This is a genomic window from Merdimmobilis hominis, from assembly GCF_016901855.1.
Classification (GTDB): Bacteria; Bacillota; Clostridia; order Oscillospirales; family Ruminococcaceae; genus Paludihabitans.
Genome location: NZ_JACJKY010000015.1, coordinates 23,001 through 47,963, shown reverse-complemented (window position 1 = coordinate 47,963; position 24,963 = coordinate 23,001). Strand labels below are relative to the sequence as shown.

The following is a 24,963-nucleotide window of genomic DNA, read 5'->3' as shown; positions in this document are numbered from 1 at the left end:
GCTTCTCCTTTATCTTTTCAGCAATGCTGATTTTCTTCCATCACACGCAGCAAATGACGAATCAGCTTTCGTTCATCAAAGCAAAATCGTTTTCCTGCAATATCCTGTGCTTTTTCATGTCCTTTTCCCGCGATCACTACGGTATCACCGGGGGTCGCCCGACAAAGCGCATATCGAATCGCCGCCGCACGGTCGCGCAGTGCAAGATAACACACATCCGGACGCATGCCCTGAATGATTTCACGCATGATATGTCCCGGCGGCTCATGACGCGGATTATCGGACGTAATCACCACAAAGTCCGCATCACACGCGGCTTCTCCCATCAGCGGCCGCTTCGTTTTGTCACGATCTCCCCCGCATCCGAACACCAAAATCAGCTGTTTTTGCGTCACCGTCCGTGCGGCGGCAATGACATTGCGAATGCCGTCGGGCGTGTGCGCATAATCGCACAGCACCGTGATGCCAAGCCGGTTTTTGATCTGCTCGCATCTTCCGGGGATCGTATCAATCGTCTGAAGAAGCGCTGCCGCCTGTTCAAACGAAATCCCTGCCGCGGTACAGACGAGCACGGCACACAGTGCATTTTCGGCAGAAAAATCACCGATGATGCCAAAGTGCAGTTCGTGTTCGGTCTGCGCATTGTCTATCACGTGAAACGTCACGCCGCGGCTGTCATTTTGACACGAAACAATGCGGTAATCCGCAGGTGATCCGGTGCGCGAAACGGTTTTGACCGGGATGGTCAGCGATTCGGAAAGCTCTTTCCCATACGGATCATCAACGCAGATCACCGCCTGCTCCGCCATCGAAAACAGCTTTTTCTTCGCACAGAAGTATTGTACCATATTTTCGTGATAATCGAAATGGTCTTGGGTCAAATTTGTAAAAACTGCCACAGAAAATTGCAATCCAAACAGTCTTTTTTGGTCGAGCGCATGAGAAGACGCTTCCATCACAACATGCGTCACGCCATCTTCTTTCATTTCGCTTAAAATCCGATAAAAATCGAACGGCTGCGGTGTTGTAAGTGACAGCGCCGCCTCTTTTGTTCCCCACCGCGCACCCGTTGTCGCAAACAATCCCGCCGATATACCGCTTTTGCGCAAAATCTCATAGACTGTCGTTGCAACCGATGTTTTTCCGTTCGTTCCTGTGACTGCAAACAGCCGAATGGACTGCTGCGGATTTTCATAAAGCGCTGCACAGAGCAGTGCATACGCTTCGTGGGTATCATTTACGATAATTTCATCCGGTACGCCGCAGGGTGTTTCACATACCACCACCGCACCGCGCAGCGATGCTTCACGCGCAAACAGATGTCCGTCTGTCTTTGCGCCACGCAGGCAGAAAAACAGCGAATGTTCGCCGGCAGACTGTGCCTGTGCGGTGATCGAATCAATTTCGCGGTCGAAATCGGGAATCGGAAGATTTGCCAAAGAAAACAGTGTAGATAGACGCATTATCGGACGCCTCCCTTATCATCAATCAGCGTATTCTCCGTTATACGTCCTTTTTCTTTTTATCAGTCAAGCGTTTCGCCGATCACCGTAAGCTCCACAACCGTTCCAACCGGCACGCTCGTGCCCGGCGAAACACTTTGCTGCTGTACCTTTCCGGCGGACGTCATGGACACACCGCCCGTCACCGTTACATTCAAGTTTAGCTGCTTGAGCTGCTGTTTTGCCGCTGTCGCAGTCAGCTGCCGTACATCCGGCACAGCAACCATCTGCTGTTCGGAATCGTCTGTATACAAAATGACTTTTCCGTCCTTCGGAATTTTTTCACCGCTCGACGGCACCTGTCTGACAACCGTATCGCCGTCGCCTTTCACCACAACACCGCCGGTAATACCGGAAGCGATCAGTTTATTTTTTGCTGCTGCAATATCTTTGCCGTACAAAAGCGGAACCGTGGTTTCCATCGATGCCAGTTCCTCTTCACTGTACTCCGGCGAATAGCCGAGATACGGCAGTGTATTTGCCATGATTGCTGCCACTGCCGGTGCAGCGATGGTTCCGCCGTAAATTGCGCCGTTTTGCGGATAGTCTGCCATGACCATCACGGCAATCTGCGGGTCGTCAGCCGGTGCAACCGCCACATAAGAAGCAATGTAGGTGTTCGCTTCATCGCCCGGATTGAGGCGCTGCGATGTACCCGATTTTGCTGCAATTCGATAGCCTTTGACCGATCCGTTTGTACCGCCGTTCGCGTTGACGACCTCTTCCATCACGCTGCGCAGTGTTGCAGACGTTTCTTCAGAGATCACCTGTCGTTTAATCGTCGGTTCATGCGAAGAAATGACATTGTTGTTCGAGTCGAGAAAATCCTGCACCACATACGGCTGTACCAGATAGCCGCCGTTTGTTACAGCGCAGACCGCCGTAATCAGCTGAAGCGGCGTTATAGTCTGCGACTGGCCGAACGAAGACGATGCAAGCGATACGTCCGACATATCCGAACCGTAATAGGTACCGACCTGCTCGCCCGGCAAGTCGATTCCTGTTTTTTCGGTAAATCCAAACGCTTTATAATATTCAAAAAAGCGTTCCGGCCCAAGCGCAAGACCGATATTGATAAACGCCGGGTTACACGAATGCACCATCGCAGAGGTGAAATCGAGGGTACCGTGACCGGTACGATTATTGCATCGCATCCGCTCGCCGCCGATGACCACATAGCCCGAGCAGGAATAGGCCGAGTTTGTAAATGCAACTTTTTCTTCAATTGCAGCTGCGCCCACAACCGTTTTAAACGTTGAACCCGGCTGGTATGTATGCGAAATGCACATGTTGCTCCACTGTTTTTGCTGTGCAGCGGATTTCGCTTCCTTTTTCGCTTCCTCATCGGTGATTTCTTCCACCGCCGCTGCCAACTGTTCGTCCTGAATGGTAAACGGATCGTTTAAGTCAAATGTGGGGTAATTCGCCATTGCGAGAATTGCGCCGGTGTTGCAGTCCATTACAATTGCGCAGGCACCGTTTTTCGGATTGTGCTGTTTTACCACATCGTAAAGCGTCGCTTCCACAAAGCTTTGAATATTCTCATCGAGCGTCAGACGCAGGCTTTGTCCGTCCACCGGATCATACCGCTGTTCAAAGTTCTGCGGCATATCTTCGCTTTGTGCGTTTTTAAGCGTCACGGTGTATCCGGGTGTTCCCTTTAAAACATCGTCATACTTGCTCTCAAGACCATACAGTCCCTGCGAATCACTGCCGGTAAAACCAATCAGCGAAGCTGCCAGCTGATTATTCGGATAATACCGTTTTGTGTTTTCTGCAAGATGGATTTCACTGGTGTATCCCTGTTCCACCGCAAACGCACGAATCTGATCAGCCGTTTCTTTGGACACTTTGTTTCCAACAAGCTGATACTGACTGTTTGTTTTTTGGATTTTTTCCATCAGTGCTGCTTCATCGGTATCCAAAATCGAAGACAGCGTTTTAGCGATCAGCTCCTGTTTCTCTTTAAGCTTCTGCGCATCTTTTATGCCGCTGGCAATATCTTTTGGTGAAATGCTGACATCCCAAACGGTTGAACTCTGCGCCAAAATCTCCATATTCCGGTCATAGATCGTTCCGCGGGAAGCGGGAATCGTTTCCGACCGAAGCTGCTGGTTGTTCGCATAGTCGGTGTAAAAATCGTTTTGCAGCGCGCTGATGCGAAATAAATTGCCGACAAGTGCAAGTACCAAAACGACGGCAATGATCATAATATGGCGGTTTAGTCGCTTTTTCATGCGAACAGTGGCTCCCTTTGCCATTCGTGCTCCTCCTTAAATAAATGGCACAAGGGGCAGCGCAATTTCTGCACTTCCCCCCTGCATCTTCATCTTATTCACAAATAAAACCGGTTAGACCTCTTACGAAAACAAGCCAGAGAAAAAGCTGCAAACTTTCTCCCACACACCCGGTTCTTTCACAACGTTGGATGCGTTCTCCGTTTCAAACGTGATATACCGCATCTGATAGCTCTCAACCTTCTGCATGCCGAGTTCATCGGTTGCTGCCTGCTCTATATTCGCAATGGACAAGGTATCCTCAAGCGTTTTGGTGAGCGACGATACTTCCCCTTTTACCGCCGACAATTCTGTAAGCACTTGATTATACTCACTCAACAGCTCCGTCTGTTTGACCTGTGAGTATAACAGCAGCGACAGCATTGACACAACCGCCATCATCATGACGACTGCCTTCGGAATGCTGAACGCTTCCGCACTTTTGACAGATGCACGCGTTTTCACCTCGCGGATCTGCGGTTTTTTCTCCTCTTCCTTTTGTGCTAGCCGCTTATAATCATAAGCGAGGCTTCCTCTATTCATCAGCGTGATCGTCCTTTCCGCATTTTTCTATAATCCGAAGCTTTGCGCTCGTACTTCTTCTGTTTTCTTTGAGTTCTTCCGGTGAAGCAGTGATCGGCTTGCGGTTTACAAGCTTTGCCTGCGGTTTTCTGTGGCAAACGCACACCGGGAAATCAGGCGGGCAGATGCATCCTTTGCACCACGACAAATACCGATGCTTGACCATTCTGTCCTCGAGCGAATGAAACGTGAGAATGACAAGCCGTCCGCCCGGCGCAAGCAGTGAAAATGCCTCGTCAAGTCCTTGTGACAAACTTTGCATTTCGTCGTTGACTGCAATGCGAATCGCCTGAAATGTCTGCTTGCACGGATTTTTCTCACGCCGTCTTGCAGCGGGAACGGCTGCTTTGACCAGTTCCGCCAGTTCAAGTGTTGTCCTTATTGGTGCGCTTGTCCGTTTTTTTACAATCGACTGTGCGATTTTATACGCAAACGGTTCTTCCCCGTATTCTCTTAAAATTCGTGCAATTTCGTCTGCGCTCCATGTGTTCACCACATCATATGCGCTCATTCCCTGCTGACTCATCCGCATATCAAGCGGTGCATCGTGCAGATAACTGAAGCCGCGGGACGCTTCATCGAGCTGATGAGAAGAAACACCCAGATCAAGCAGCACGCCGTCCACCTGAGAGATGCCGCGCGCATACAGCGCTTCTTTCATATTGCGGAAATTGTCCTGTACAACTTCTGCCTGCGGATATGGTGACAGCCGCTCCGTTGCTGTTTGAACCGCATCCGGGTCCTGATCGAAGGCAATCAGTCTGCCGGTGGTGAGCCGGCGTGCAATCTCCGATGAATGACCTGCACCTCCGGCTGTGCCATCCACATAGATGCCGTCCGGACGAATTGCCAATCCTTCGATGCATTCATCACGCATCACAGAATAATGTGAAAATTCCATTGTTCTCATCCTCGTTTAAAATCCAAGCTCATTCATGACATCGGCAATCGTTTCCGAATCAAGCGCCGAGCAAAGCGCCTCCCATTTGTCTTTATTCCAAATTTCACAGTGCGTCGAAGCACCGATCACCACAACATCTTTTTCAAGATTTGCATATGTCCTCAGCTGTGCAGGGATTACAACGCGTCCCTGTGCGTCCGGCTCCGCTTCACTTGCACAGCCGCTCAGCATGCGGATGATATTGCCCGCCTTCACAATCGGCAGTGCATGCAGTTTTTCCTCCACACGTGCCCATTCTTCAAGCGAATAGACATTCAAACACGGATCGGTGAGCGAACGGGTAATCACAAAGCGGGTTCCAAGATCGGCGCGAAGCTTTGCCGGAAAATTGAGTCTGCCTTTTGCATCCGTCGTGCATTTATAGCTTCCGATCAGCATCGCTCCACCGCCCTTCGCTTTGATGGGATTTTTCACCCTTTTAAACCGCTGTTCACCACTTGTCTTCCATTATAGCGATATTCACAAGAAAAAGCAAGGCTTCATGCGGAATTTTCATATTTTTTCGCAGGGAAATTTTTCTTTTTTCGCTCGTTTTCATCCGCTTTCTGCGCATACATTGACACATTTTGCTGTGTCCGATATAATTGATATCAAGGAAAACTTGTATGATTGCCAAAGTGAGGTTGTTTTTTCATGGGACTCTTTTTCCGCAAAGCACCAAAGACGCCATCCGATGCACTTCCTAAGAAAGAAGCGCAAAAGATCAGCCGGATTCTGTTTTCAAAATCGCCTGAATCCGATCCGCAAAAACGTGTACTGCTCTCGCTTGCCGCACCAATGCGCGCCAAAAGCCAGAACGCCGCTGACTGTCTTCCTTCCTTTTCCGAAAAGGAAAAAACACGGCTGCGCACAATGTTTTGCGCACAGTTTGGCGATTTGACAAAAGAAACGCTGACGAAACAGATTGAAAGTGCACTTTCTTTTAAAACAGCAGAACATTACGATGCACTGCTCAGCTTTGCTGCCGCAGGCGATGAATCTTCAATCGAAACATATTTGACGCGAAAACTCTCCGGTGATGAACGCTGTTTTTCAAAATCCCCTCTGCTGCGTGCATACTGCAAACGGCTTGAATCGATTGGATTTTCACCAAACGTTTCCGCCTGCGCATACGATCTTTGCCGCGCTGCAAACTTTGCTGTCATCGGATTCGGCATCGATCTGTTTTCAGAGGAAGAAATGTATGCGTTTCTCTTTAAAACAGCGGACTGCATCAAAAACCGCTACGCTTCTTATCAAGAATACCTGTCAGGCTATTTGCTCGGCCGCGGATGCCATATCTGGCTGTCCGGCGAATTCATGGCACTGCTTTCAGATTACGATCAAAACATCTGCCGTGTTCTTCTTTCCGATCCAAAAAGCCCGTATGTACAGCTTCCGCTTAAATGAAAAACAAAACACCCTGCTGTTAAAAACAGCAGGGTGTTTTTCTTCGTCTTTATGACAAATTCCATTTTTTCGCGCGCTGTGCGATTTGCTCTCTCACATGCGCAGGCGCCAATACACGGACATCGCCATCCAGTCCAAAAATCCATCCGTAAAACTGCGGACTTACCTGAACATGTACCGTAATTTTAAAATGATCCGCATCCACACGTTCCGGTTTAATCGATTCGCCGAACCGATCCACTGCAACGCCGATCAGTCGATTCGGCATTTGAATCGTCACATACTCATGCGTACCGCTGAACATGCCGAATACTTCTTTTGTATACGCCGGTGCATCAAATGCGCGCCCGCCTGCTTCAAGCAGCACAGGTTCTTCCAGCACGGAGGTGCTGACCATCTTATCAATCCGAAAATGCTTGCGCTGAGGATCGTCTTTTTCGCATCCCACAAGATAATAATGATCTCTGTCCCAAATCAGCTCGATTGGCGAAACTTCATACACCTTTCCGTTATGCCGAAGATGTTTTTGCGGAATACACGGCCCTGTTTCCGGCAAAAACCATTCATAATATTGAAAGGAAAGCTTTTTCTCGTTTTGAAGTGCAGTATGAATCGAATCAATCGTATAGTAAATTTCTTCGTTGAGTCCTTTTTTGGCGTGGTACGTCCGCACATTCCGCTGAAGCTGTTTGGCTTCATGAACGCTGCAAAGCGATTGAATTTTTTTGATGAGCAGCTCTGATTTTCTGGTGCTCAGCACCTTGGATGACTGCACAACGTCCACAAGAAGTTTTAATTCGGGCAGCTCAAACAGCCGCGACGCCATATAATATTTTCCGCGATTCGAAATAATATCTGCCCCATACAGCCGCAGCGTTTCGATATCGTCATATACACTTTTTCGCTCTGCCGAAATCCCATATTGATTCAGCAGAGAAATCATCTGCGCCATGGTAAGCGGATGCGATTCATCCGAATGGATGAACAAAATACGATATAAAATCAAAAGCTTGAGTTTTTGAAAGTAGGATCGAGCCATATTTCCTCCTGTCCCATAAATCTATATGGTTTTACAGCCTATAGAAATTATACCACATCATCAAAAAAGGTAAATGGATATTCCGCATTTTTGTAAAACTTTGTCGGAATAAAAAGAAAAATTTTCTTGCTTTTTTGCTTGACAAACGCGCATGAATCATCTACAATATAGTTTAGAACGAACGTTCTTTCTTTGGATGGTGATCTTTCATGGATGTATTCGAAAAACTCACAATTTTAACGGACGCCGCAAAATATGACGTTGCCTGCACTTCAAGCGGTGTTGACCGCGCCGGTGCTGCCGGCGGTATCGGAAACGCAGCTGCGTGCGGCATTTGTCACAGCTTTTCTGCGGATGGCAGATGCATCTCTTTGCTCAAAGTGCTGTTTACAAACGCCTGCATCTACGACTGCAAATACTGTTTAAACCGCCGTTCAAACGATGTTCGCCGCGCAGCATTCACGCCGCAAGAACTCGCACAGCTGACCATCGAGTTTTACCGCAGAAACTATATCGAAGGACTGTTTTTAAGCTCCGGTGTGTTTAAAAATCCGGACTATACCTGCGAGCAGCTCATCAAAACGCTTTCTCTGCTTCGAAACGAATACAGCTTTCGCGGATATATTCATGTCAAGGCCATCCCGGGTGCGGATGCACGGTTGATTGAACAGCTCGGACTGCTCGCGGACCGTATGAGCATCAATATTGAGCTGCCCACCAGCGAGGGTCTTAAACAGCTCGCTCCCGATAAAACGAAACAGTCCATTCTAAAGCCGATGGGACTGATTCACAGCCGCATTCAGGAAAATGCACACGATATCGTGCAGTACCGGCATGCACCGAAATTCGCCCCTGCCGGTCACAGCACTCAGATGATCGTCGGTGCAACCAAGGACTCCGATCTGCACATTTTAAGGCTCACGCAGGCGCTGTACCGAAAATATACGCTCAAACGCGTTTTTTTCTCCGCATACATCCCGATGCAGGAACACGCACTTTTGCCCTCTCTTGACACAAAACCGCCGCTTCTGCGGGAGCATCGGCTGTATCAGGCGGACTGGCTGCTGCGGTTTTACGGCTTTGATGCCGAAGAAATCCTCGATGACGCGCATCCAGATTTTAATCCTGTTCTTGATCCGAAATGCAACTGGGCAGTCAATCACCTCGATCAGTTCCCGGTAGAAGTCAACCGCGCGCCATACGAAATGCTGCTGCGTGTGCCCGGCATCGGCGTCAAAAGTGCGAAACGCATTCTGATTGCGCGTAAAAGCGGCTCGCTCGATTTTCCTGATTTAAAACGCATCGGCGTTGTGTTAAAACGCGCGCAGTTTTTCCTCACCTGCCGCGGCAAACGTATGCCGCAGCTAAAATTTTCTCCGGAAACGGTTGTCCGCACGCTTTCCGGACAATCATTCCCACAGGGAATCTCGGACGTTACGCAGCTTTCCCTGTTCGCATCTGATTCACCTACAAAGGAGGATATGCAAAAATGTTTAAGCGGTCAGCTTTGATGTATCAGTACGACAAAACATTGGGCGGTTTCCTCTGCTGTGTGTATTCCTGTTATCAATATTCGGAAATTCCATCCGGTTTTTGCGGCGACACAGAAGCGCCCACCCTATTTGAACGAAAGGAAATCTTCACAGAACAAAAGAAATCACGCGCCACACGGCGCACGATCGAACATCGGCTCGGAAAAGCCGGATACACGCTGCTCGCCAATGCTTTCTTATATGGCGGCGAAGAAAAAGAAATGCATTTGCTGCAGTTTTTGCTTTTTGCATTAAAAACCGGTCCGTCAGCGCTGCGTATGCGGGGACACCCGCTCGTTTCCCGTGTATATGACATGGAACGCGCTGTATTAAATGAAGCGCATCATTTTTTGGGATTTATCCGGTTTTCCGATCACGGCGGCGCACTCTCCTCTGTGATTGAACCGAAACATTTTGTCCTGCCGAAAATCCGCGCGCATTTTTGCGACCGGTTTCCAAACGAAACCTTTTTGATTTTCGATAAAACGCATCATGCCGCACTGCTCCACCGGCCAAACAGCGCCGCAATTGTACCGCTTGAATCGTTCACGCCCGCCGCTTCCGATGATACGGAGCTGTTGTTTTGCTCGCTGTGGAAGCAATACCATCAAACCATCGCCATTTTAGAGCGAAAAAACGAACGCTGTCAAAACACGCATCTGCCCAAACGATTCCGCGGACAGATGACGGAATTTTCTGTTCAGCCCGCAGAGCCTGCATCTCTGCCTGATTTAAACGAAGCAAGGAGATGTCTTGGTTGACTTTATCCCATCCGCAAGTATATGCATCAGAGATTTTTTCACTCGCAAGAACGCTTCATCTGCGATTGTCTCATCAAAAAATCAGCGCGCACGATGCACGCATTCTCCTCCATGAACTCAAAGAAGCGTGCGATCATTTGGAACAGTCACTCGCGGTCGAGTCCGAAAATTTCTCTCAGAACGACAAAAAAGACCACACTTCTGTTTGAAGTGTGGTCTTTTTACTTTCATTAAAACCGGAAGTCGCGCAGTCCTTCGTCTAAGTCATGCAGATGGTCGAGTACGATCGAACGCACCTTTTCATTCGGAATGTTCGCCGTTTCCTTCTCGATCATCTCGAGCGCCAACCGTTTGGTATCCGGACTTGCATAGTCCTCCGCAAATTCCTTAAGCGTCATCAGCGCGTTCGGATGACAGCAGTTTGCGATCTGTCCCGATTTCACAAGCGACATGAACCGGTCGCCCGTACGTCCCTCACGATAACATGCGGTGCAGAAGCTCGGAATATACCCCATGCGCAACAGCCAGTTAACAACCTCGTCAAGCGTACGGTTGTCGCTGACATCGAACTGTGCGGAGTTCTCCTCTTCCTCCTCAGGCTCTGCATAGCCGCCGACACTCGTTTTCGAGCCGCCGCTGATCTGCGACACGCCGTAGCGGATGACCATTTCACGCGTCCGTTTCGATTCACGAGTCGACACGATCAAGCCGGTATACGGCACGGCAATACGCAGAATTGCCACGATCTTCTGGAACAGCTCGTCGGAAATCGCATCTTTAAAGCTCTCTGCGTCGATATCGTCTGCGTTGCGGATACGCGGCACACTGATTGTATGCGGACCGACACCATGTACAGCTTCCAGGTGCTCTGCGTGCATCAGCAAGCCGACCAAATCATACTGATAGAGGTTGAGTCCGAACAGCACACCGAGTCCCACGTCGTCGATGCCGCCGTCCATTGCGCGGTCCATCGCCTCGGTGTGGTATGCGTAGTTGTGTTTCGGTCCTGTCGGATGCAGTTTCTCATACTGCTCTTTATTGTATGTTTCCTGGAACAGGATGTAGGTACCGATGCCTGCCTCTTTGAGCTTTCTGTAGTTTTCGACCGTGGTTGCGGCGATGTTTACATTCACGCGGCGGATTGCACCGTTTTTATGTTTGATCGAATAGATCGTTTTGATGCTCTCTAACACATATTCAATCGGACAGTTGACCGGGTCCTCGCCTGTTTCGATTGCCAGACGTTTGTGTCCCATATCCTGAAGTGCAGTCACCTCGCGGACAATCTCCTCCTGCGAGAGCTGTTTGCGGCAGATATGCTTGTTCTGGTGATGATACGGACAGTAGACACAGCCGTTTACGCAGTAGTTCGACAGATACAGCGGCGCAAACATGACGATGCGGTTACCGTAAAATTTCTGCTTGATCTCCGATGCGAGCGCAAACATCTTTTCACGCACACCCTCGTCCTCGCATAATAACAGCACTGCCGCCTCCCGGTGGGAAAGACCTTTGCAGTCCTTTGCGCGGTCGAGCAGTTCGTGCACGAGTGTCAGATCGTTTTTGTGTTCGTTTGCGTAGGCGATGGTGTCAAGGATCTCATTGTGGTCGATAAACTCCTCCGCAACACGCGAAGCTTTGTTGTACATTGTGATTCTTCCTTTCTTTATTTAAACAGGGCGGCGGCCAAACGCGCGGATCTGCGCTTCAACCGCTTGTCTGCCCTCTATGATATCCGCTTTTTGATGATTGGCGGGATAGATCTCATACAGCGCACGCACACGCACCGGCGTGACTTTTTGCATGATGACGTTTGCGCCGCACGCAAAGACGTGGTCTTTCTGTGTGGGATCGAGCACCCCGAGCGAAGTGGTCGCCGGCAGATTCGCGTCCGGCAGTAACACGCGTGCCGCCGCGACTGCGCGAAGCGTCCATTCGGCACTGCCTGCTTCTGCGTCCCGCAAAGGTGTCTGCGGATGCGGCAAAAACGGCCCGATGCCCGCCATATCACACGGGATGGACGCGATCAGTGCAAGGTCCTTCGCGATCGTATCGACTGTCTGACCGGGCAGTCCGATCATAAAGCCGCCGCCCGTTTCATATCCCGTTTCCTTTAAATCGTATAAACACTGCACCCGCTCGGAAAATGTACTGTCCGGATGAAGCGACCGGTAAAGTGCTGGGTCTGCCGTTTCGTGCTTTAAGAGATACCGTTTTGCGCCGCAGTCGTGCCAGTAGCGGTAGACGTCCTTGTTCCACTCGCCGCACGACAGTGTAATCGTAATGTCCGTTTTTGCAATCTCCGACACGATCTTGCCGATCATTTCCGGTGTGTAAAACGGGTCCTCGCCGCTTTGGAGCACAATCGTCCGATAGCCGGCGTCGTGCGCCTGTCTGCCGATGTCGATGATCTCCTCTTTGGAAAGCCGGAACCGCGTCAGCGACCGGTTTTCACACCGCAGGCCGCAGTAGGCGCAGCGGCGTTTGCAGTAGTTTGAAAATTCGAGCAGCGCGCGCACCTGCACATCGTCGCCTTTTCGCTGTCGGCGTATTTCGTCCGCTTGTTTAAACAGCGCGGCGGGCTCCATCGAAAGGAGTGCGCGTGCAGTTTTCTCATTCATCTTTTGATTTTGCATAAATCGTTTTCACCTGCATTCCGCTGAGCGCACCAATTTTTCCTGAAAGCGCACTGATCGCCGGCATCGGTGCGTCGAGCGCCACGCTGATGATATTCATTCCCCGCTCCTTGTACGGAATCCCCATCCTGCCGATGATATATTCGCTGTAGTCATGCAGCAGCCGATTTAACTGCTCAATCATTGTGGTGTCCTCCACAATAATTCCAATCAGCGCGATCCGTTTTTCCAAACAAGCACCTCCGTTTTTTGAAAAAGAAAGCTGTACCCTAAAAAAGGATACAGCTCGCCTTACATGCATTGATGTTCAGATTATCCGTTTTTGTCGCTTCTTTCGCAGGAAATCACCGTTAAAATCAGCGCAAAGAATCATCCAATCCCATCCAAATCAGAACTGTTTCTTTTTTGTCCGGTAATGAATTTAGTATAATCTGTTTTTTAAAAAATGTCAAGTTGCATTACATTTTTACGAAAAAGCTCTTCGGTTTTTTACAAACTGGACAGACATAATCATCCGGAAGCTCCTCAAACGGAATCTCCCCGTCATACACATAGTGACAGATCTTGCACTGGTAAGTTGCCGGCGCTGCCTGCTCTGCCTCGACTTTGACGCCCGCTTTCTTTGCACGGTATGCGGCATAGGTCATCGGGGTTTTATCCGATTCCACCGATGCATCCGCAAGCTCTCCAATAAACATGACATGGGTGCCAAGATCAACGGTCTGTGTGACGCGCACGCTCATTACTGCCGCACAGTTTTCTTTATAAACCGGATTGCCGAGCACATCGAACGAAATTGCCTTTTCTGCAAGCTTGTCGACGTTTCTGCCGCTCTGCTGTCCAAAATGCGCGATATCGGCAAGTGTGGAATCCGCGTCCAAAATAGAAACACTGAATGTACCGGACTGCAGCATCAATTCACATGTAAAATTTGTTTTCAGCACCGTCACACTGACGCGTTTCGGCTCGTCCGTCACCTGCGAAACCGTATTTACAACGCAGATATTCGATTTTCCGTTTGCAGTTGTACCAAGGTAGTAAAGTCCGTAAGGAATCCGGTAAATTGCTGTTTGATCCATGCGTGTACCTCCTAATTTATACTCAATCAGTATACTTGTATCTTTAGTATATCATACTTTTAAAAGAAAACAAGGGGGGATAAAAAAATTTTTTTCGCATAAAAATGAAACAAATCATGCAGGACGGAGGATGCGGCTTTGCAAAAGAAATCATTTTTTAAAAGCACGCTTGTTTTAACGGTTGCGGGGTTATTTTTGCGCGGCACACAAACCGGGTTCTCCGTCTGGCTTGCTAATCGGATCGGTGCGCAGGGCATGGGACTTTTTCAGCTTGCATGCTCGGTCTATATGCTTGCGGTTACACTGTCGACCTCTGGGATCACCATTGCCGTCACACGGATTGTATCCGAACAGCAGGCAAAAAACGAGCCTGCCGGCATCAAAAAAGCATTTTGGCTTGGATTTTGTACATCTCTTTTTCTCGGAATAACGGCGGCGCTTCTTTTATTCTTCTGCGCTGACTGGGCGGCAATCAACTGGCTGGGTGAACCGCGCACCGCGCCGCTTTTAAAGGTATTTTCATTATGTATCCCGTTTTTAAGCACTGCAGCCGTCATCCGAGGGTATTTTCTGGGTCTTCGGCGCGCGGCACTTTCTGTCAGCGGTGATGTCGTCGAACAGATCATCGGAATTGCTGCGACTGTATGGCTGCTGTCGCTGTGCACACCGGGTGATCTCACTTCTGCATGCATGGCACTGGCAGTCGGCTCTGTATTGTCGGAAATTCTCTCTTGTATCTACGCCTTTTGTTCCTTTTGGGTTACACGGCCAAAAACAAACAAAAAGGCACCGCGCGGTATCAGCAGACAAATGGGAACGATTGTCTTGCCGATTGCTGCCGGAAACAATATTCGCAGTGTGCTTTCTTCCATCGAAAACAGTCTTGTTCCCTCCGGACTTAAGCAATATGGTGCACAGCATACACAAGCACTTGCACAATACGGTATGGTCAAAGGAATGGTATTGCCGCTTCTGACGTTCCCTGCCGTGCTGCTCTCCCCGATCGCCAGCCTGCTGGTACCTGAGGTTTCGGCTGCTGCGGCTGTTCACAACAAAAAACGCGTACTCTACATGACAAAGCGCTGTCTGCGGCTTACATTCTGGTATGCATTCGGCATCATGGGAATTATGCTGCTGTTCGCTGACGAAATCGGTGTATTCTTTTTTCAAAGCACGCAGGTGTCCGGTTATCTTCGCGCTGCCGCTCCGCTCATTCCGCTGTTATATGTTGACCAGATCGTTGACGGAATCTTAAAAGGACTCAATCAGCAAGTGGCTTCAATGAAATACAATACGGCTGATGCACTCATGCGTGTTGCACTTGTCTTTTTTCTTGTTCCGCTCTTTGGAATGAACGGCTATTTATTTATGCTGTACGCCGGAACCATTTTCAACGCTTCCATGAGTGCACTTCAGCTGATTCGCGTCATCAAGCTTCGAATTGATTTGGTGCGTTTTATTTTACTGCCGCTGTTCGTTTGTTTTCTCTCCTGTTTATGCACACGGCTGCTGATCCATACATCGTTTTTGATCGGTATACTCTTTTGTTTATTCGTTTATATTTCGCTGTTATTTCTATTCGGATGCATCTCAAAAACCGATCGTTTGCTGTTTCGAAAAAAAAATCAAAAATTTTTTTAAAAAAAGCTTGACTTTCTCTTTGCATTTTGATATACTAATCTGCGTCGGAAGGAAACGGAAGACAAAAAGCAAACGCGAAGGTGGCGGAATGGCATACGCGCTAGCTTGAGGTGCTAGTGTCGGATTCGATGTGTGGGTTCAAATCCCATCCTTCGCACCAGACCGACGGTCATATTGACCGTCGGTTTTTTCTTTTATATTCAAAAACATTCAGATAACAAGCACTTCTTTCTGCGATCTCCCATATCTCCTTGACAAACAGAAAAAAAGTATGTATAACAAAATCATATATACTTTGAAAACGGACATATAGAAAATTCAAGCATCAGCACGATACAGGAGGGAAAACAATGAGTCAGAACATTCCGCAGGAAGCACAAGAAATTTTAAACGAACGATTCGGTCATGATGAATTGATCGCCCTTGCCACAATGGATGGTGATCGTCCGAGCGTTCGCACAGTCAATGCTTATTATGAAGACGGATGCTTCTACATCATTACTTATGGAACATCAAACAAAATGATGCAATTAGCCAAGAATCCAACCGCAGCAATTTGCGGCGATTGGTTTACGGCGCATGGCATCGGTGTCAATTTAGGCTGGTTCTGCAAAGAGGAAAATAAAGTGATTGCAGACAAGCTGCGGCATGCATTTGCCTCTTGGATTGACAACGGCCACAATAATTTTGATGACAAAAACACCTCCATTCTTTGTATTCGGCTGACAGACGGCGTTTTGCTTTCCCATGGTACGCGGTATGATCTGTTATTTTGAGTTTGAAATATACCATGATAAATCTATTATATCGCCGTTGTAATACACAAGGAGTGATGCCATGAATTCTGCATATATTGCTTGTTTTATGATATTTGTGATTATCATGATCATACACAGCAGAAATAAACGCTTGATTGGTCAGATCATTCGCAGAAAACGACGAAAAGAGGGATTGCAAATGAAACTGCTGGCGCAGAAATTTATCAACAAACAGTGCTTAATTTACACCTTTCAATCTCAAATCACAGGAGTGATTAAAGAAATCGGTGATTCCGGTCTGCTTGTTGACTCTTATGGTGCAGAGGAAATCATTAATTTCGACTACATTATTCGGATCAGAGAATACCCCAAAAATAAAAAAGGAAAAAAGAAATCACTCATTTTAGATTAATCTGTATTCGAACACACAAATAACAGACGAAAAAGGTCCTTTCTGTTTTTCAGAAAGGACCTTTTTATTAACGAATCTGTATTGTTAAATACTGTCTTCAAACGGCGTATCGTCAGCCTCGTCGTCTTTGGGTTCATACGGATTCGGCAGACCGGTCTGTTCATAGTACGGCTGAATCAAGTGCTTGTAGATATATTGCCATGAGTTAAACACAGAGATAAATGTGCTCGTCGAAAACGTCAGCAGCAAAAGCAGCGGAATCGAAATCGGGAAAAACACAACACTCACAGCCAACAATCCTGTGGAGAACAGAAATGTCAAAATATTTGTACGCGCACCGGCAAATGCGAGCAGAATACTGTTGCGAATGAGTTGGAACACGTTCAGCTGTACCGATACCATCATGACATAGACATAATAGCTTGCAAACAGCAAAATCAGGCCAATCAGTCCAATAAAGCCGAGCAAGAGCAAAAACCATACGCTTTTGACTGTCATGCTGACATAATAGATAACCGCCGAATAAATCAGTGCAATCACAATTCCCTGAAAAACGGAAACGGCAAATCCCTGCTTGAAATTCTCTTTAAATGCATCCCAGAAATCAGAATACAAAAACACCGGACGTTCCAGTGTATATTCCCGCAGAATTTTTGTCATCGCCGCCGTTGCCGGTCCGATTGTCACAACAGGAATGCAAAACAGTATGTACAGCAGATTCAGCTGCACCAAACGTCCCAATTTTCGAAAGAAGAGATCAAAAAACTGAAAGAAACGTTTTTTCTCCCGTTCATTCTTTCCGACACCTTTTCCCTCTTTTTCATAGTTTCCAAAGCCCAAAAATCCGCCCATGAAACTTCCTCCTGTCTTTTTCTTTCCTGTCCGATATTAAAGCTGCAGCAGCCGATTTGCAAAACAGACGGTAAACAGCACATCAATCAGCGCACCAATCACTGCAAACCCAGCGATAAACAAATATTTGACGTGATACAGACGAATCGCAGAAATCCCGATATTCCCTGACTTTCCATGCAAGGCGACTGCAAAAATCCGATTGGAAAACCGGATGGACTCTCTGCAAGAAAGCAGCAAGATGAAAAATGAAATCGTCAGCGGTACCATAACTGCCACTGCACAATATCCCACACCCTGCCACGCATATTCCTGATACAGTCCCGCCAAAAACGAACCGGCACCCAACGCTTTTATAAACACTGCTCCACAGCACAACGGTTGTCCCACTGCACAAAAGCCAAAGAAATACGGAATCACCAAAAAGGCAAGCGATGAACCAAGCCGCTCAATAAACAGCAGCCATACCGGCTCCCCTGCTCCTGTTTTCATTCCGGAAAGCGATGCCATTTCGTTTGCAAATGCATTGTCCTGCGCAATCAGCAATACACCGTATAAAAGCCCTATCACAAACGATCCCGCCAAAAGAATTGTAAGCCCTTTTCGACGAAGGACGCCCGTGATTCGTTTCAATTCAACAACCCTGCTCATATGAATCATCCTTTATTGTTTTTTTCATTCATATGAGAAAACAGGCTTGTTTATGCGGCAATTATTCTGCGTCGTCTGCCGCCAGTGCAGCTTTCATCATGATTGCGCACTCCAAACGTTTTTTCTCCATCTCGCAGGAGAGCTTAAACGATTTGCGAATATCGCCGGCATACTGATAGTTATTTGCGTTGCATCCGCCGCTGCAATAGAATTTTGCCCAGCAGTTCTTGCATTCTTCTTTGGTATAGACGTTTGCGCGTGCAAAATCGTCTTTCATTTCCTGATTGATCGAGTTGTCAAACACAGAGCCCATTTTAAACTGCTCCATTCCGACAAACTGATGACACGGATACACGTCGCCGTCCGGTGTGACCGCAACATACTCATTTCCGCAGCCGCAGCCGCGCAGACGTTTGATTGCGCACGGACCCTGGTCAAGATCGATCATGAAGTGGAAGAAGTTAAAGCCTTCGCCTTTTTTCTTTTTCTCAATCATTGCTTTTGCAAGTTTTTCGTATTCTTCGAACACGCGCGGCAGATCTTCCTCAGTCAGCGCATAGTCAAATTTCGGATCGGCAACAACCGGTTCCACCGATACCTGATCGAATCCAACTTCGTTTAAGTGCAGAACGTCTGCTGCAAAGTCGAGGTTGTATTTCGTAAAAGTACCGCGGACATAGTATTGTCCGTCGCCGCGTTTGTCGACCAGATTTTTGAATTTCGGAAGAATGACATCATAACTGCCTTTCTGGTTGACAGTCGGGCGCATACGGTCGTTGACTTCTTTTCTTCCGTCAATCGACAGCACGATGTTGTACATCTCGCGATTTAAGTAATCGGTAATCTCGTCGTCGAGCAAAATACCGTTTGTGGTAACCGTAAAACGGAAGTTTTTGTTGTATTCCTTTTCTTTGCTGCGTGCATAGGAAACAACTTCTTTGATCACCGGCATATTCATCAGCGGCTCACCGCCAAAGAAGTCGAGCTCCAGATTTTTGCGTCCTTTGGAATGGGTCAGCAAAAAGTCGATTGCTTTTTTACCGGTTTCGGCATCGAGCAGTTTTCTGCCGGCACCGAAATCGCCCGTCGAAGCAAAGCAGTATTTGCAGCGAAGATTACAGTCGTGTGCCACATGCAGACACATCGATTTAATCGGTGCAGACACCATCATATCAGCAAATTTCTCGTAATCATCTGCCGAGAACAGCACGCCTGCCTCTGTGAGCTCTTTGATTTCCTCATATGCTTCCAAAAGCTGCTCGCTTGTGTATTTGTCAGAAAGTGCTGCACATGCTTTTTCAAACAGCTCCTGCGAAAACGGCGGTGCAACAAAATCAAGCAGATCATAAATCACCGCATCCACCACATGGACGCCGCCGCTATGTACATCCAGTACAATATAAAATCCGTTTAAATAATATTTGTGAATCATCGAAACATCCTTTTTCAAAAAATATTTGCCAAAAAACAAAGGGACACTCAAAATGCCCCTTTGCTCATGCTTGTTCTTACCAAACCGACAACAGAATCAGCCGGTTCTTATTTCTCACATTTCTGGTTTGCAACTGTGCAAGAAGTTTTGCAAGCAGACTGGCAGGATGCCTGGCACTCGCCGCAGCCGCCTTTTGCAGCAGAATTTTTGAGATTTGCATTGTTCAATGTTTTGATATGTTTCATACGAATCAAACTCCTTTGTCGATACTGTTTTTATCATAGCATATCAATGAAAAAAAATCAATATTTTCTCTTGCGTTGTTTCCGGTTCACCCCGAGAATTCCGCCAATCGCAGAAAAAATCAGTGAAAGTGTCACTTTCAGCAGAAAAAATGCGGTCACTTCAAATGAATGAAACACAAGGCTTAACAAAATCAGCAAGATACAAAACAAAGCGCCGCACAAAAAGCCCGTGAGCAAGCCGTTGGCTTTTGAAATGACAGCGGATAAAAAACCGCCTGCTGCCGCGCCGATCACCAACGCACCAGAAGACATCCAGTCCGCTGCCGCAAGCGGCAAATCGACAAACGCCATCATACACGAAAACAAAAACAACAGCACAATCGTTACAGCCTCGCCGATCAATACGCCAACCAACACACCGCGCAACAGCCGATGCCAATCAATCGGGTAAGGATTGTTCATCAAAAAGCACCTCTTTCTGCGTTTCCATAATAATCACGAAGTCCTGTGCCGACAGTTCGGCACAGGATCCGTTTGTTTCACTATTATAGTATTCACGCAGAAACATCAATATGCGAAAACTGCTGATTTCCGCCCTCTGCGCAGGGACGTGTATGAAAGAATCAGTTATCCGAAGCTTCTTCGTGCTGTGTCAGGTTCTCCTGAATTGCCCAGCGTTTTAAACGAATTTTGCTTCTGTCACCGCCGGTTTCCACCACAACAGTGTCCTCTTTGATGCTGACAACCAAGCCAACAATACCACCAACGGTCAAAACTTCATCGCCAACCTGAATGCTGTTTCTCATCCGCTGTGTTTCTTTATCGCGTTTGCGCTGCGGACGAATCAACACAAAATAAAATACAACAATCAAAAGGAGAAACGGAACGATCTGAATTGCAATCGCTAAAAATTGATCCATTTACCCATACATCCTATCTGCCTATCCGGCGTTATTTTTTTCGTATGCAATGCATACAGCTTTTTCATTATACTATAAAGCACAAATGCTTTCAAGCAAAATTTCTGATACTTTGTTGCGAAATTCTTACTTTTTCTCAGAAACTGCACGTTTTACCGTGTCCACGATATTCTGTGCATTCAGTCCGTACACATCAAGCAGTTCTGCCGCCGGACCGGACTGGCCGAATGTATCGTTGACGCCGATTTTCACAACGCGAATCGGGCAGTTTTCACTGCAGAATTCGCTCACTGCACTGCCGAATCCACCCATGACGTTGTGCTCTTCCACAGTAACAAGCAGACCGGTTTCCTCAGCTGCTTTGCGGATGATGTCGCCGTCGAGCGGTTTGATGGTGTGAATATTGATGACGCGTGCAGAAATGCCCTCTGCCTCGAGTGTTTTTGCCGCTTCGAGTGCCGGAGCAACCATCAGACCGGTTGCCAGAATCGTCACGTCCGAACCGTCTTTGAGCTGCACGCCTTTGCCAATTTCAAAGTGATACGATTCGTTGTCGTTGATGACTGGAACTGCCAGACGGCCAAGACGGACATATGCCGGACCGTCGAAATCAACGAGCGCACGGATTGCCGCTTTTGTTTCCACGTCGTCAGACGGGTTGATGACTGTCATGCCCGGGATTGCACGCATCAGCGCAATATCCTCACAGCACTGATGGCTTGCACCGTCCTCACCAACGGAAATGCCTGCGTGTGTTGCACAGATTTTCACCGGAAGATGCGGATAGCCGATCGAATTGCGCACGATTTCAAACGCACGGCCTGCTGCAAACATTGCAAATGTGCTGGCAAATACTTTTTTGCCTGAAGCCGCCAGACCTGCTGCGACACCCATCATATTGCACTCTGCGATACCGCAGTCGATGAAACGATCCGGATGTGCTTTTTTGAACATGCCGGTTTTGGTTGCTGCTGCCAGATCGGCATCCAGCACAACGATTTCACTGTCATGCTCTGCGCATTCTACCAATGCTGCACCATAGCTGTCACGTGTTGCGATTTTTTTCTCACTCATGCCTGTCCCTCCAATTCTGCCAGTGCGGCGCTTAACTCTTCCATTGCAACTGCATACTGCTCGTCGTTCGGCGCACTGCCATGCCACGAAACGTTGTCTTCCATGAACGAAACGCCTTTGCCTTTGACTGTTTTCTGAATGATTGCAGTCGGCTTATCGCTTGTTTTTGCGTTTTCAAACGCTGCTTCGATCTCTTCAAAGTTATGACCGTCGATTACGATGGTGTTGAAGCCGAATGCTTCCAGTTTCTGCGGAATCGGTTCCGGCGAACAAACTTCAGACAGTCTGCCGTCAATCTGCAAGCCGTTATAGTCGATGACAACTGTCAGATTGTTGAGTTTATAGTGCGAAGCAAACATGAATGCTTCCCATGCCATTCCCTCTTCGATCTCGCCGTCACCCATCACAGCAAATACGCGTGTATCTTTATTCGAAAGTTTTGCAGCCATTGCCATGCCGCATGCCGCGGAAATGCCCTGGCCAAGCGAACCGGTGCTCATATCAATGCCCGGTGTTTTTTTCATCTCCGGATGTCCCTGCAGGAAAGAACCGACATGACGAAGGGTTAAAAGCATTTCTTTGTCAAAGTAGCCCTCGTTCGCCAAAACTGCGTAGAGCGCCGGTGCACAGTGACCTTTTGACAGCACCAGACGGTCGCGGTCAGCCCATTTCGGATTTTTCGGGTCATGCCGCATCACGCAGTGATACAAGTATGTCAATGTGTCCACACACGAAAGCGATCCGCCCGGATGGCCGGATTTTGCACTGTGAACACCATTGATAATTCCCATACGTGCGTTGCACGCGAGAATCTGCAATTCTTTTTTCAAATTTTGATCCATACAATGTTCCTCCTATTGTTTGATCTATCAACATTTCAGTCTGCATTTGCCGCAGCCCAAAATATGAATCCTATTGTTTATTTCTTTGGGTCGTCAAAGCGCATATTCCCGCAAAGAAGCATCGTGATGAGTTCTGCGACGCCGTCATCCTCACACGATGATACCACAAGCTTTGCAGCGCGCTTTGCTGCATCGCAGCCGCTTTTCAGTGTAACGCCGAGCGCCGCATTTTCAATCATTTCCACATCGTTATAATAATCGCCGACAGCGACCGTATATTCTGTTTGCTTGCCGCACAGAGAAACAAGCCGCTTAAATGCCGCACCCTTGCTGATGCCTTTTGCCATCATTTCAAAGCAAATGCCGCCCGAACGCACAAAGCAAAATGAATCGTCTGACAACTGCTTTACAAACTGTTCGAGCTGATCGAGCAGCTCACCTTCTGCCATGAACACAATTTTGCAGCATGCATCCGGAAGATCATCCGCCATGCACGGAACAAACGTCGTATACCGCATCTGTTCGCTCATTCTGTGTTCATTCTCGTGAAGCAGTACTTCATAGTGCGTATCCTGCCCGTCCACTGCACTGACAACGACTTCTGAAAACGCTTCCATGATGTGTTTGACGACTTCTCGAAAGGTATTGGGAAGTTCCTGCCACCACAGATTTTTCTGTTCGACCGGATCATAAATCGCCGCACCATTATTGACAATCACGGGTGTTTTGATCGAAAGCTGTTCAAAATACGGCTGTGCGATCGATGGCGAACGCCCGGTTGCGGCGGTAAATGTGCCGCCCGCTTCCAAAAACCGATGAACCGCATCGATATTGTTCTGCGATATAACGCCCGATATGGGAATCAGCGTGCCGTCCAAATCGGAAACGACAAGAAGTTTATGAATCTCCACGATATCGCCTCGTTTCGTTAGGATAACCCAGCCAAAAAGGATGTAAAATACGCAGGCAGTTCGCTGTCAAAAAAGAGCTGCTCGTTCGTAATCGGGTGCACAAATCCGATTGTTTTGGCGTGCAGACACTGACCGTGAAGCTTTTCGATCACTTTTTTCGGACCGTAGCGCGCATCGCCTGCAAGCGGATGACCCATATACGAAAGATGCACTCGAATCTGGTGCGTTCTGCCCGTTTCCAGCCGACAGCGCACATGTGTAAACTGCTCATACCGACCAATCACATGCACATGCGTGACCGCGGGCTTTGCATTTTCATAGGTAACACACATTTTCTGCCGGTCGGTTTTGCTTCGTCCAATCGGTAAATTGATCGTGAAGTCATCCTCTTTCACACGGCCGTACACAACCGCCTCATACTCTCTTAGAAAGCTGTGCACCTGAATTTGCTCCGCCAGTCCGCGGTGCGCTTCATCCGTTTTCGCAACGATCAAAAGACCGCTCGTGTCCTTATCGATCCGGTGCACAATGCCCGGCCGAATCACGCCGTTTATGCCCGACAGCGAATCGCCGCAGTGAAACAGCAGTGCATTCACGAGTGTATGATCGGGGTTCCCTGCCGCCGGATGAACAACCATCCCTTTCGGCTTATTCACCACGAGCAGGTACGCGTCCTCATACACAAACGAAAGCGGGATATCCTCCGGCAGCACGTCAAGCATCTTCGGCGGCGGAACCGTTACGGAAACTTCATCACCCGATTTGAGCTTATCATTTTTGGCGGCTTTTTTGCCATTGATCGACACAAGTCCTTCTTCTATGAGCTTTTGAATGCCTGACCGCGACTGCTCCTCCATTTCTGAGGCAAGCACCGCGTCCACACGCTTTCCCTGATGAGAGGGCTCCGCAATCAGCAAAAAGGTGGATTCACTCATCACCGGATTCCTCTGATACAGCGGATTCTGTCGGTTGTTTTTCCTTTTTCTCCATGAAAAAGATGATGTAAATCATCACAAGTGCAGTTGCAATGACCACACAGCAATCTGCAAAGTTGAATACTGCGAAATGAATCAGACAAAAATCAAGATAATCCACGACAAAATGCCGGAATACGCGGTCGATCAGATTGCCGATACCGCCGCCCAAGAACAGCGCGGCTGCCCACCACAAAATCGGATGTTTGAGCCAATTTTTGATGACTGCCACAATGAGCGCCAAAAGCAGAACGGACGTAAAGACGATCAAAAACAACCGGTTTCCCTGAAAAATGCCAAACGATGCGCCGCGGTTTTCCACATAAGTGAGATGGAACACTCCGTCAATCAGCGGAAAGGTCTGCACATCCGACAAGAACCGAATTGCCAGCCATTTAAACAGCTGATCCAAGCCAATCAGCGCCAACGCGCTCGCGAAAATAAGAATGTTTCGTTTGATTGCTTTCACATTTTCCTCCATAACCACAACAAAA

General features: G+C 48.0%; 28 protein-coding genes and 1 tRNA gene. 8 read left to right on the top strand and 21 right to left on the bottom strand.

Annotation, left to right across the window (positions count from 1 at the left end):
• Positions 1–17: 17 nt before the first annotated feature.
• From H6A12_RS09455 to mraZ, 5 genes are all read right to left on the bottom strand, one after another.
• A complete protein-coding gene (locus H6A12_RS09455) occupies positions 18–1,463 on the bottom strand; it encodes a UDP-N-acetylmuramoyl-L-alanyl-D-glutamate--2,6-diaminopimelate ligase (protein WP_204447270.1) in 1,446 nt (481 codons plus the stop codon).
• A gap of 62 nt (positions 1,464–1,525) precedes the next feature.
• A complete protein-coding gene (locus H6A12_RS09450; RefSeq protein WP_204447261.1) occupies positions 1,526–3,763 on the bottom strand; it encodes a penicillin-binding transpeptidase domain-containing protein in 2,238 nt (745 codons plus the stop codon).
• 99 nt (positions 3,764–3,862) lie between these two features.
• Complete coding sequence (locus tag H6A12_RS09445; RefSeq protein ID WP_204447252.1) at positions 3,863–4,321, bottom strand: hypothetical protein; 459 nt, start codon at positions 4,319–4,321, stop codon at positions 3,863–3,865.
• Positions 4,314–5,261 carry a 16S rRNA (cytosine(1402)-N(4))-methyltransferase RsmH gene (gene rsmH / locus H6A12_RS09440; RefSeq protein ID WP_204447248.1) on the bottom strand — a complete coding sequence of 316 codons (948 nt, stop codon included), beginning with the start codon at positions 5,259–5,261 and terminating at the stop codon, positions 4,314–4,316. The genes H6A12_RS09445 and rsmH overlap by 8 nt, the downstream gene beginning before the upstream one ends.
• 15 nt (positions 5,262–5,276) lie before the next feature.
• Entirely contained in the window at positions 5,277–5,735 is a 459-nt protein-coding gene (gene mraZ, locus H6A12_RS09435) for a division/cell wall cluster transcriptional repressor MraZ (protein WP_345941241.1), read from the bottom strand.
• Between the two features lie 219 nt (positions 5,736–5,954).
• Here mraZ and H6A12_RS09430 point away from each other — a divergent pair, with 219 nt between their 5' ends.
• Positions 5,955–6,710 carry a DUF1266 domain-containing protein gene (locus H6A12_RS09430; protein WP_204447243.1) on the top strand — a complete coding sequence of 252 codons (756 nt, stop codon included), beginning with the start codon at positions 5,955–5,957 and terminating at the stop codon, positions 6,708–6,710.
• 49 nt (positions 6,711–6,759) lie between these two features.
• Here H6A12_RS09430 and H6A12_RS09425 read toward each other — a convergent pair whose 3' ends face one another.
• Complete coding sequence (locus H6A12_RS09425) at positions 6,760–7,749, bottom strand: helix-turn-helix transcriptional regulator (protein ID WP_204447241.1); 990 nt, start codon at positions 7,747–7,749, stop codon at positions 6,760–6,762.
• Positions 7,750–7,958: 209 nt separating this feature from the next.
• Between H6A12_RS09425 and H6A12_RS09420 the strand changes: the two genes are divergently transcribed.
• From H6A12_RS09420 to H6A12_RS09410, 3 genes are read left to right on the top strand one after another with little or no spacing between them, the layout of a single operon-like run.
• Entirely contained in the window at positions 7,959–9,260 is a 1,302-nt protein-coding gene (locus H6A12_RS09420) for a putative DNA modification/repair radical SAM protein (RefSeq protein ID WP_204447239.1), read from the top strand.
• Positions 9,239–10,042: a TIGR03915 family putative DNA repair protein gene (locus H6A12_RS09415; protein ID WP_204447237.1), complete on the top strand. Its 804-nt coding sequence runs from the start codon at positions 9,239–9,241 to the stop codon at positions 10,040–10,042. Before H6A12_RS09420 ends, H6A12_RS09415 begins: the two co-directional genes overlap by 22 nt.
• Complete coding sequence (locus tag H6A12_RS09410) at positions 10,039–10,251, top strand: hypothetical protein (protein WP_204447234.1); 213 nt, start codon at positions 10,039–10,041, stop codon at positions 10,249–10,251. The genes H6A12_RS09415 and H6A12_RS09410 overlap by 4 nt, the downstream gene beginning before the upstream one ends.
• 21 nt (positions 10,252–10,272) lie before the next feature.
• On the opposite strand, the gene hydG is transcribed toward H6A12_RS09410, so the two are convergent.
• The 4 genes from hydG to H6A12_RS09390 all read right to left on the bottom strand — a co-directional run bounded on the left by hydG (position 10,273) and on the right by H6A12_RS09390 (position 13,757).
• Entirely contained in the window at positions 10,273–11,691 is a 1,419-nt protein-coding gene (hydG, locus tag H6A12_RS09405; protein WP_204447232.1) for a [FeFe] hydrogenase H-cluster radical SAM maturase HydG, read from the bottom strand.
• Between the two features lie 21 nt (positions 11,692–11,712).
• A complete protein-coding gene (hydE, locus tag H6A12_RS09400; RefSeq protein WP_243415461.1) occupies positions 11,713–12,678 on the bottom strand; it encodes a [FeFe] hydrogenase H-cluster radical SAM maturase HydE in 966 nt (321 codons plus the stop codon).
• Positions 12,656–12,910 (bottom strand): TM1266 family iron-only hydrogenase system putative regulator, encoded by a 255-nt coding sequence (locus tag H6A12_RS09395; protein ID WP_204447231.1) that lies wholly within the window; start codon positions 12,908–12,910, stop codon positions 12,656–12,658. The genes hydE and H6A12_RS09395 overlap by 23 nt, the downstream gene beginning before the upstream one ends.
• A 226-nt stretch (positions 12,911–13,136) precedes the next feature.
• On the bottom strand, positions 13,137–13,757 hold the full coding sequence (locus tag H6A12_RS09390) for a flavin reductase (RefSeq protein WP_204447229.1): 621 nt from the start codon (positions 13,755–13,757) through the stop codon (positions 13,137–13,139).
• A gap of 138 nt (positions 13,758–13,895) precedes the next feature.
• Between H6A12_RS09390 and H6A12_RS09385 the strand changes: the two genes are divergently transcribed.
• The 4 genes from H6A12_RS09385 to H6A12_RS09370 all read left to right on the top strand — a co-directional run bounded on the left by H6A12_RS09385 (position 13,896) and on the right by H6A12_RS09370 (position 16,568).
• The gene (locus H6A12_RS09385; RefSeq protein ID WP_204447226.1) at positions 13,896–15,398 is read left to right on the top strand and encodes an oligosaccharide flippase family protein; all 1,503 of its coding nucleotides are present in this window, start codon (positions 13,896–13,898) and stop codon (positions 15,396–15,398) included.
• A 74-nt stretch (positions 15,399–15,472) separates the two neighbouring features.
• Positions 15,473–15,558, top strand: a tRNA-Leu gene (locus H6A12_RS09380).
• A gap of 190 nt (positions 15,559–15,748) precedes the next feature.
• On the top strand, positions 15,749–16,174 hold the full coding sequence (locus H6A12_RS09375; protein WP_204447224.1) for a pyridoxamine 5'-phosphate oxidase family protein: 426 nt from the start codon (positions 15,749–15,751) through the stop codon (positions 16,172–16,174).
• A 61-nt stretch (positions 16,175–16,235) separates the two neighbouring features.
• Positions 16,236–16,568: a hypothetical protein gene (locus tag H6A12_RS09370; protein ID WP_204447222.1), complete on the top strand. Its 333-nt coding sequence runs from the start codon at positions 16,236–16,238 to the stop codon at positions 16,566–16,568.
• An 84-nt stretch (positions 16,569–16,652) separates the two neighbouring features.
• Here H6A12_RS09370 and H6A12_RS09365 read toward each other — a convergent pair whose 3' ends face one another.
• The 11 genes from H6A12_RS09365 to lspA all read right to left on the bottom strand — a co-directional run bounded on the left by H6A12_RS09365 (position 16,653) and on the right by lspA (position 24,938).
• Positions 16,653–17,420 (bottom strand): YesL family protein, encoded by a 768-nt coding sequence (locus H6A12_RS09365; RefSeq protein WP_204447220.1) that lies wholly within the window; start codon positions 17,418–17,420, stop codon positions 16,653–16,655.
• Positions 17,421–17,456: 36 nt separating this feature from the next.
• Positions 17,457–18,053 carry a hypothetical protein gene (locus tag H6A12_RS09360; protein ID WP_204447218.1) on the bottom strand — a complete coding sequence of 199 codons (597 nt, stop codon included), beginning with the start codon at positions 18,051–18,053 and terminating at the stop codon, positions 17,457–17,459.
• 79 nt (positions 18,054–18,132) lie between these two features.
• Positions 18,133–19,503 carry a thioether cross-link-forming SCIFF peptide maturase gene (scfB, locus tag H6A12_RS09355; RefSeq protein WP_204447216.1) on the bottom strand — a complete coding sequence of 457 codons (1,371 nt, stop codon included), beginning with the start codon at positions 19,501–19,503 and terminating at the stop codon, positions 18,133–18,135.
• Between the two features lie 107 nt (positions 19,504–19,610).
• Positions 19,611–19,748, bottom strand: a complete 138-nt coding sequence (scfA, locus tag H6A12_RS09350) for a six-cysteine ranthipeptide SCIFF (RefSeq protein ID WP_204447215.1) — start codon at positions 19,746–19,748, stop codon at positions 19,611–19,613.
• Between the two features lie 57 nt (positions 19,749–19,805).
• Positions 19,806–20,210, bottom strand: coding sequence for a TIGR04086 family membrane protein (locus tag H6A12_RS09345; protein ID WP_204447214.1), 405 nt, complete (start codon positions 20,208–20,210; stop codon positions 19,806–19,808).
• A gap of 161 nt (positions 20,211–20,371) precedes the next feature.
• The gene (gene yajC / locus H6A12_RS09340; RefSeq protein ID WP_204447213.1) at positions 20,372–20,668 is read right to left on the bottom strand and encodes a preprotein translocase subunit YajC; all 297 of its coding nucleotides are present in this window, start codon (positions 20,666–20,668) and stop codon (positions 20,372–20,374) included.
• A 126-nt stretch (positions 20,669–20,794) separates the two neighbouring features.
• Positions 20,795–21,742 carry a transketolase family protein gene (locus H6A12_RS09335; RefSeq protein ID WP_204447212.1) on the bottom strand — a complete coding sequence of 316 codons (948 nt, stop codon included), beginning with the start codon at positions 21,740–21,742 and terminating at the stop codon, positions 20,795–20,797.
• Positions 21,739–22,584: a transketolase gene (locus tag H6A12_RS09330; RefSeq protein WP_204447211.1), complete on the bottom strand. Its 846-nt coding sequence runs from the start codon at positions 22,582–22,584 to the stop codon at positions 21,739–21,741. The genes H6A12_RS09335 and H6A12_RS09330 overlap by 4 nt, the downstream gene beginning before the upstream one ends.
• Positions 22,585–22,661: 77 nt before the next feature.
• Positions 22,662–23,495: a Cof-type HAD-IIB family hydrolase gene (locus H6A12_RS09325; RefSeq protein WP_204447209.1), complete on the bottom strand. Its 834-nt coding sequence runs from the start codon at positions 23,493–23,495 to the stop codon at positions 22,662–22,664.
• 17 nt (positions 23,496–23,512) lie between these two features.
• Complete coding sequence (locus H6A12_RS09320; RefSeq protein WP_204447207.1) at positions 23,513–24,430, bottom strand: RluA family pseudouridine synthase; 918 nt, start codon at positions 24,428–24,430, stop codon at positions 23,513–23,515.
• Positions 24,423–24,938, bottom strand: a complete 516-nt coding sequence (gene lspA, locus H6A12_RS09315) for a signal peptidase II (protein WP_204447205.1) — start codon at positions 24,936–24,938, stop codon at positions 24,423–24,425. Before lspA ends, H6A12_RS09320 begins: the two co-directional genes overlap by 8 nt.
• Positions 24,939–24,963: the final 25 nt, after the last annotated feature.

Excerpts from the sequence above, each read along its gene's own strand:
- H6A12_RS09455 (WP_204447270.1), bottom strand. The coding sequence starts at position 1,463 with ATGCGTCTATCTACACTGTTTTCTTTGGCAAATCTTCCGATTCCCGAT.
- H6A12_RS09450 (WP_204447261.1), bottom strand. The coding sequence starts at position 3,763 with ATGGCAAAGGGAGCCACTGTTCGCATGAAAAAGCGACTAAACCGCCAT.
- H6A12_RS09445 (WP_204447252.1), bottom strand. The coding sequence starts at position 4,321 with ATGAATAGAGGAAGCCTCGCTTATGATTATAAGCGGCTAGCACAAAAG.
- rsmH (WP_204447248.1), bottom strand. The coding sequence starts at position 5,261 with ATGGAATTTTCACATTATTCTGTGATGCGTGATGAATGCATCGAAGGA.
- H6A12_RS09430 (WP_204447243.1), top strand. The coding sequence starts at position 5,955 with ATGGGACTCTTTTTCCGCAAAGCACCAAAGACGCCATCCGATGCACTT.
- H6A12_RS09425 (WP_204447241.1), bottom strand. The coding sequence starts at position 7,749 with ATGGCTCGATCCTACTTTCAAAAACTCAAGCTTTTGATTTTATATCGT.
- H6A12_RS09420 (WP_204447239.1), top strand. The coding sequence starts at position 7,959 with ATGGATGTATTCGAAAAACTCACAATTTTAACGGACGCCGCAAAATAT.
- H6A12_RS09415 (WP_204447237.1), top strand. The coding sequence starts at position 9,239 with ATGTTTAAGCGGTCAGCTTTGATGTATCAGTACGACAAAACATTGGGC.
- hydG (WP_204447232.1), bottom strand. The coding sequence starts at position 11,691 with ATGTACAACAAAGCTTCGCGTGTTGCGGAGGAGTTTATCGACCACAAT.
- hydE (WP_243415461.1), bottom strand. The coding sequence starts at position 12,678 with ATGCAAAATCAAAAGATGAATGAGAAAACTGCACGCGCACTCCTTTCG.
- H6A12_RS09390 (WP_204447229.1), bottom strand. The coding sequence starts at position 13,757 with ATGGATCAAACAGCAATTTACCGGATTCCTTACGGACTTTACTACCTT.
- H6A12_RS09375 (WP_204447224.1), top strand. The coding sequence starts at position 15,749 with ATGAGTCAGAACATTCCGCAGGAAGCACAAGAAATTTTAAACGAACGA.
- H6A12_RS09370 (WP_204447222.1), top strand. The coding sequence starts at position 16,236 with ATGAATTCTGCATATATTGCTTGTTTTATGATATTTGTGATTATCATG.
- H6A12_RS09365 (WP_204447220.1), bottom strand. The coding sequence starts at position 17,420 with ATGGGCGGATTTTTGGGCTTTGGAAACTATGAAAAAGAGGGAAAAGGT.
- scfB (WP_204447216.1), bottom strand. The coding sequence starts at position 19,503 with ATGATTCACAAATATTATTTAAACGGATTTTATATTGTACTGGATGTA.
- scfA (WP_204447215.1), bottom strand. The coding sequence starts at position 19,748 with ATGAAACATATCAAAACATTGAACAATGCAAATCTCAAAAATTCTGCT.
- H6A12_RS09345 (WP_204447214.1), bottom strand. The coding sequence starts at position 20,210 with ATGAACAATCCTTACCCGATTGATTGGCATCGGCTGTTGCGCGGTGTG.
- yajC (WP_204447213.1), bottom strand. The coding sequence starts at position 20,668 with ATGGATCAATTTTTAGCGATTGCAATTCAGATCGTTCCGTTTCTCCTT.
- H6A12_RS09335 (WP_204447212.1), bottom strand. The coding sequence starts at position 21,742 with ATGAGTGAGAAAAAAATCGCAACACGTGACAGCTATGGTGCAGCATTG.
- H6A12_RS09330 (WP_204447211.1), bottom strand. The coding sequence starts at position 22,584 with ATGGATCAAAATTTGAAAAAAGAATTGCAGATTCTCGCGTGCAACGCA.
- H6A12_RS09320 (WP_204447207.1), bottom strand. The coding sequence starts at position 24,430 with ATGAGTGAATCCACCTTTTTGCTGATTGCGGAGCCCTCTCATCAGGGA.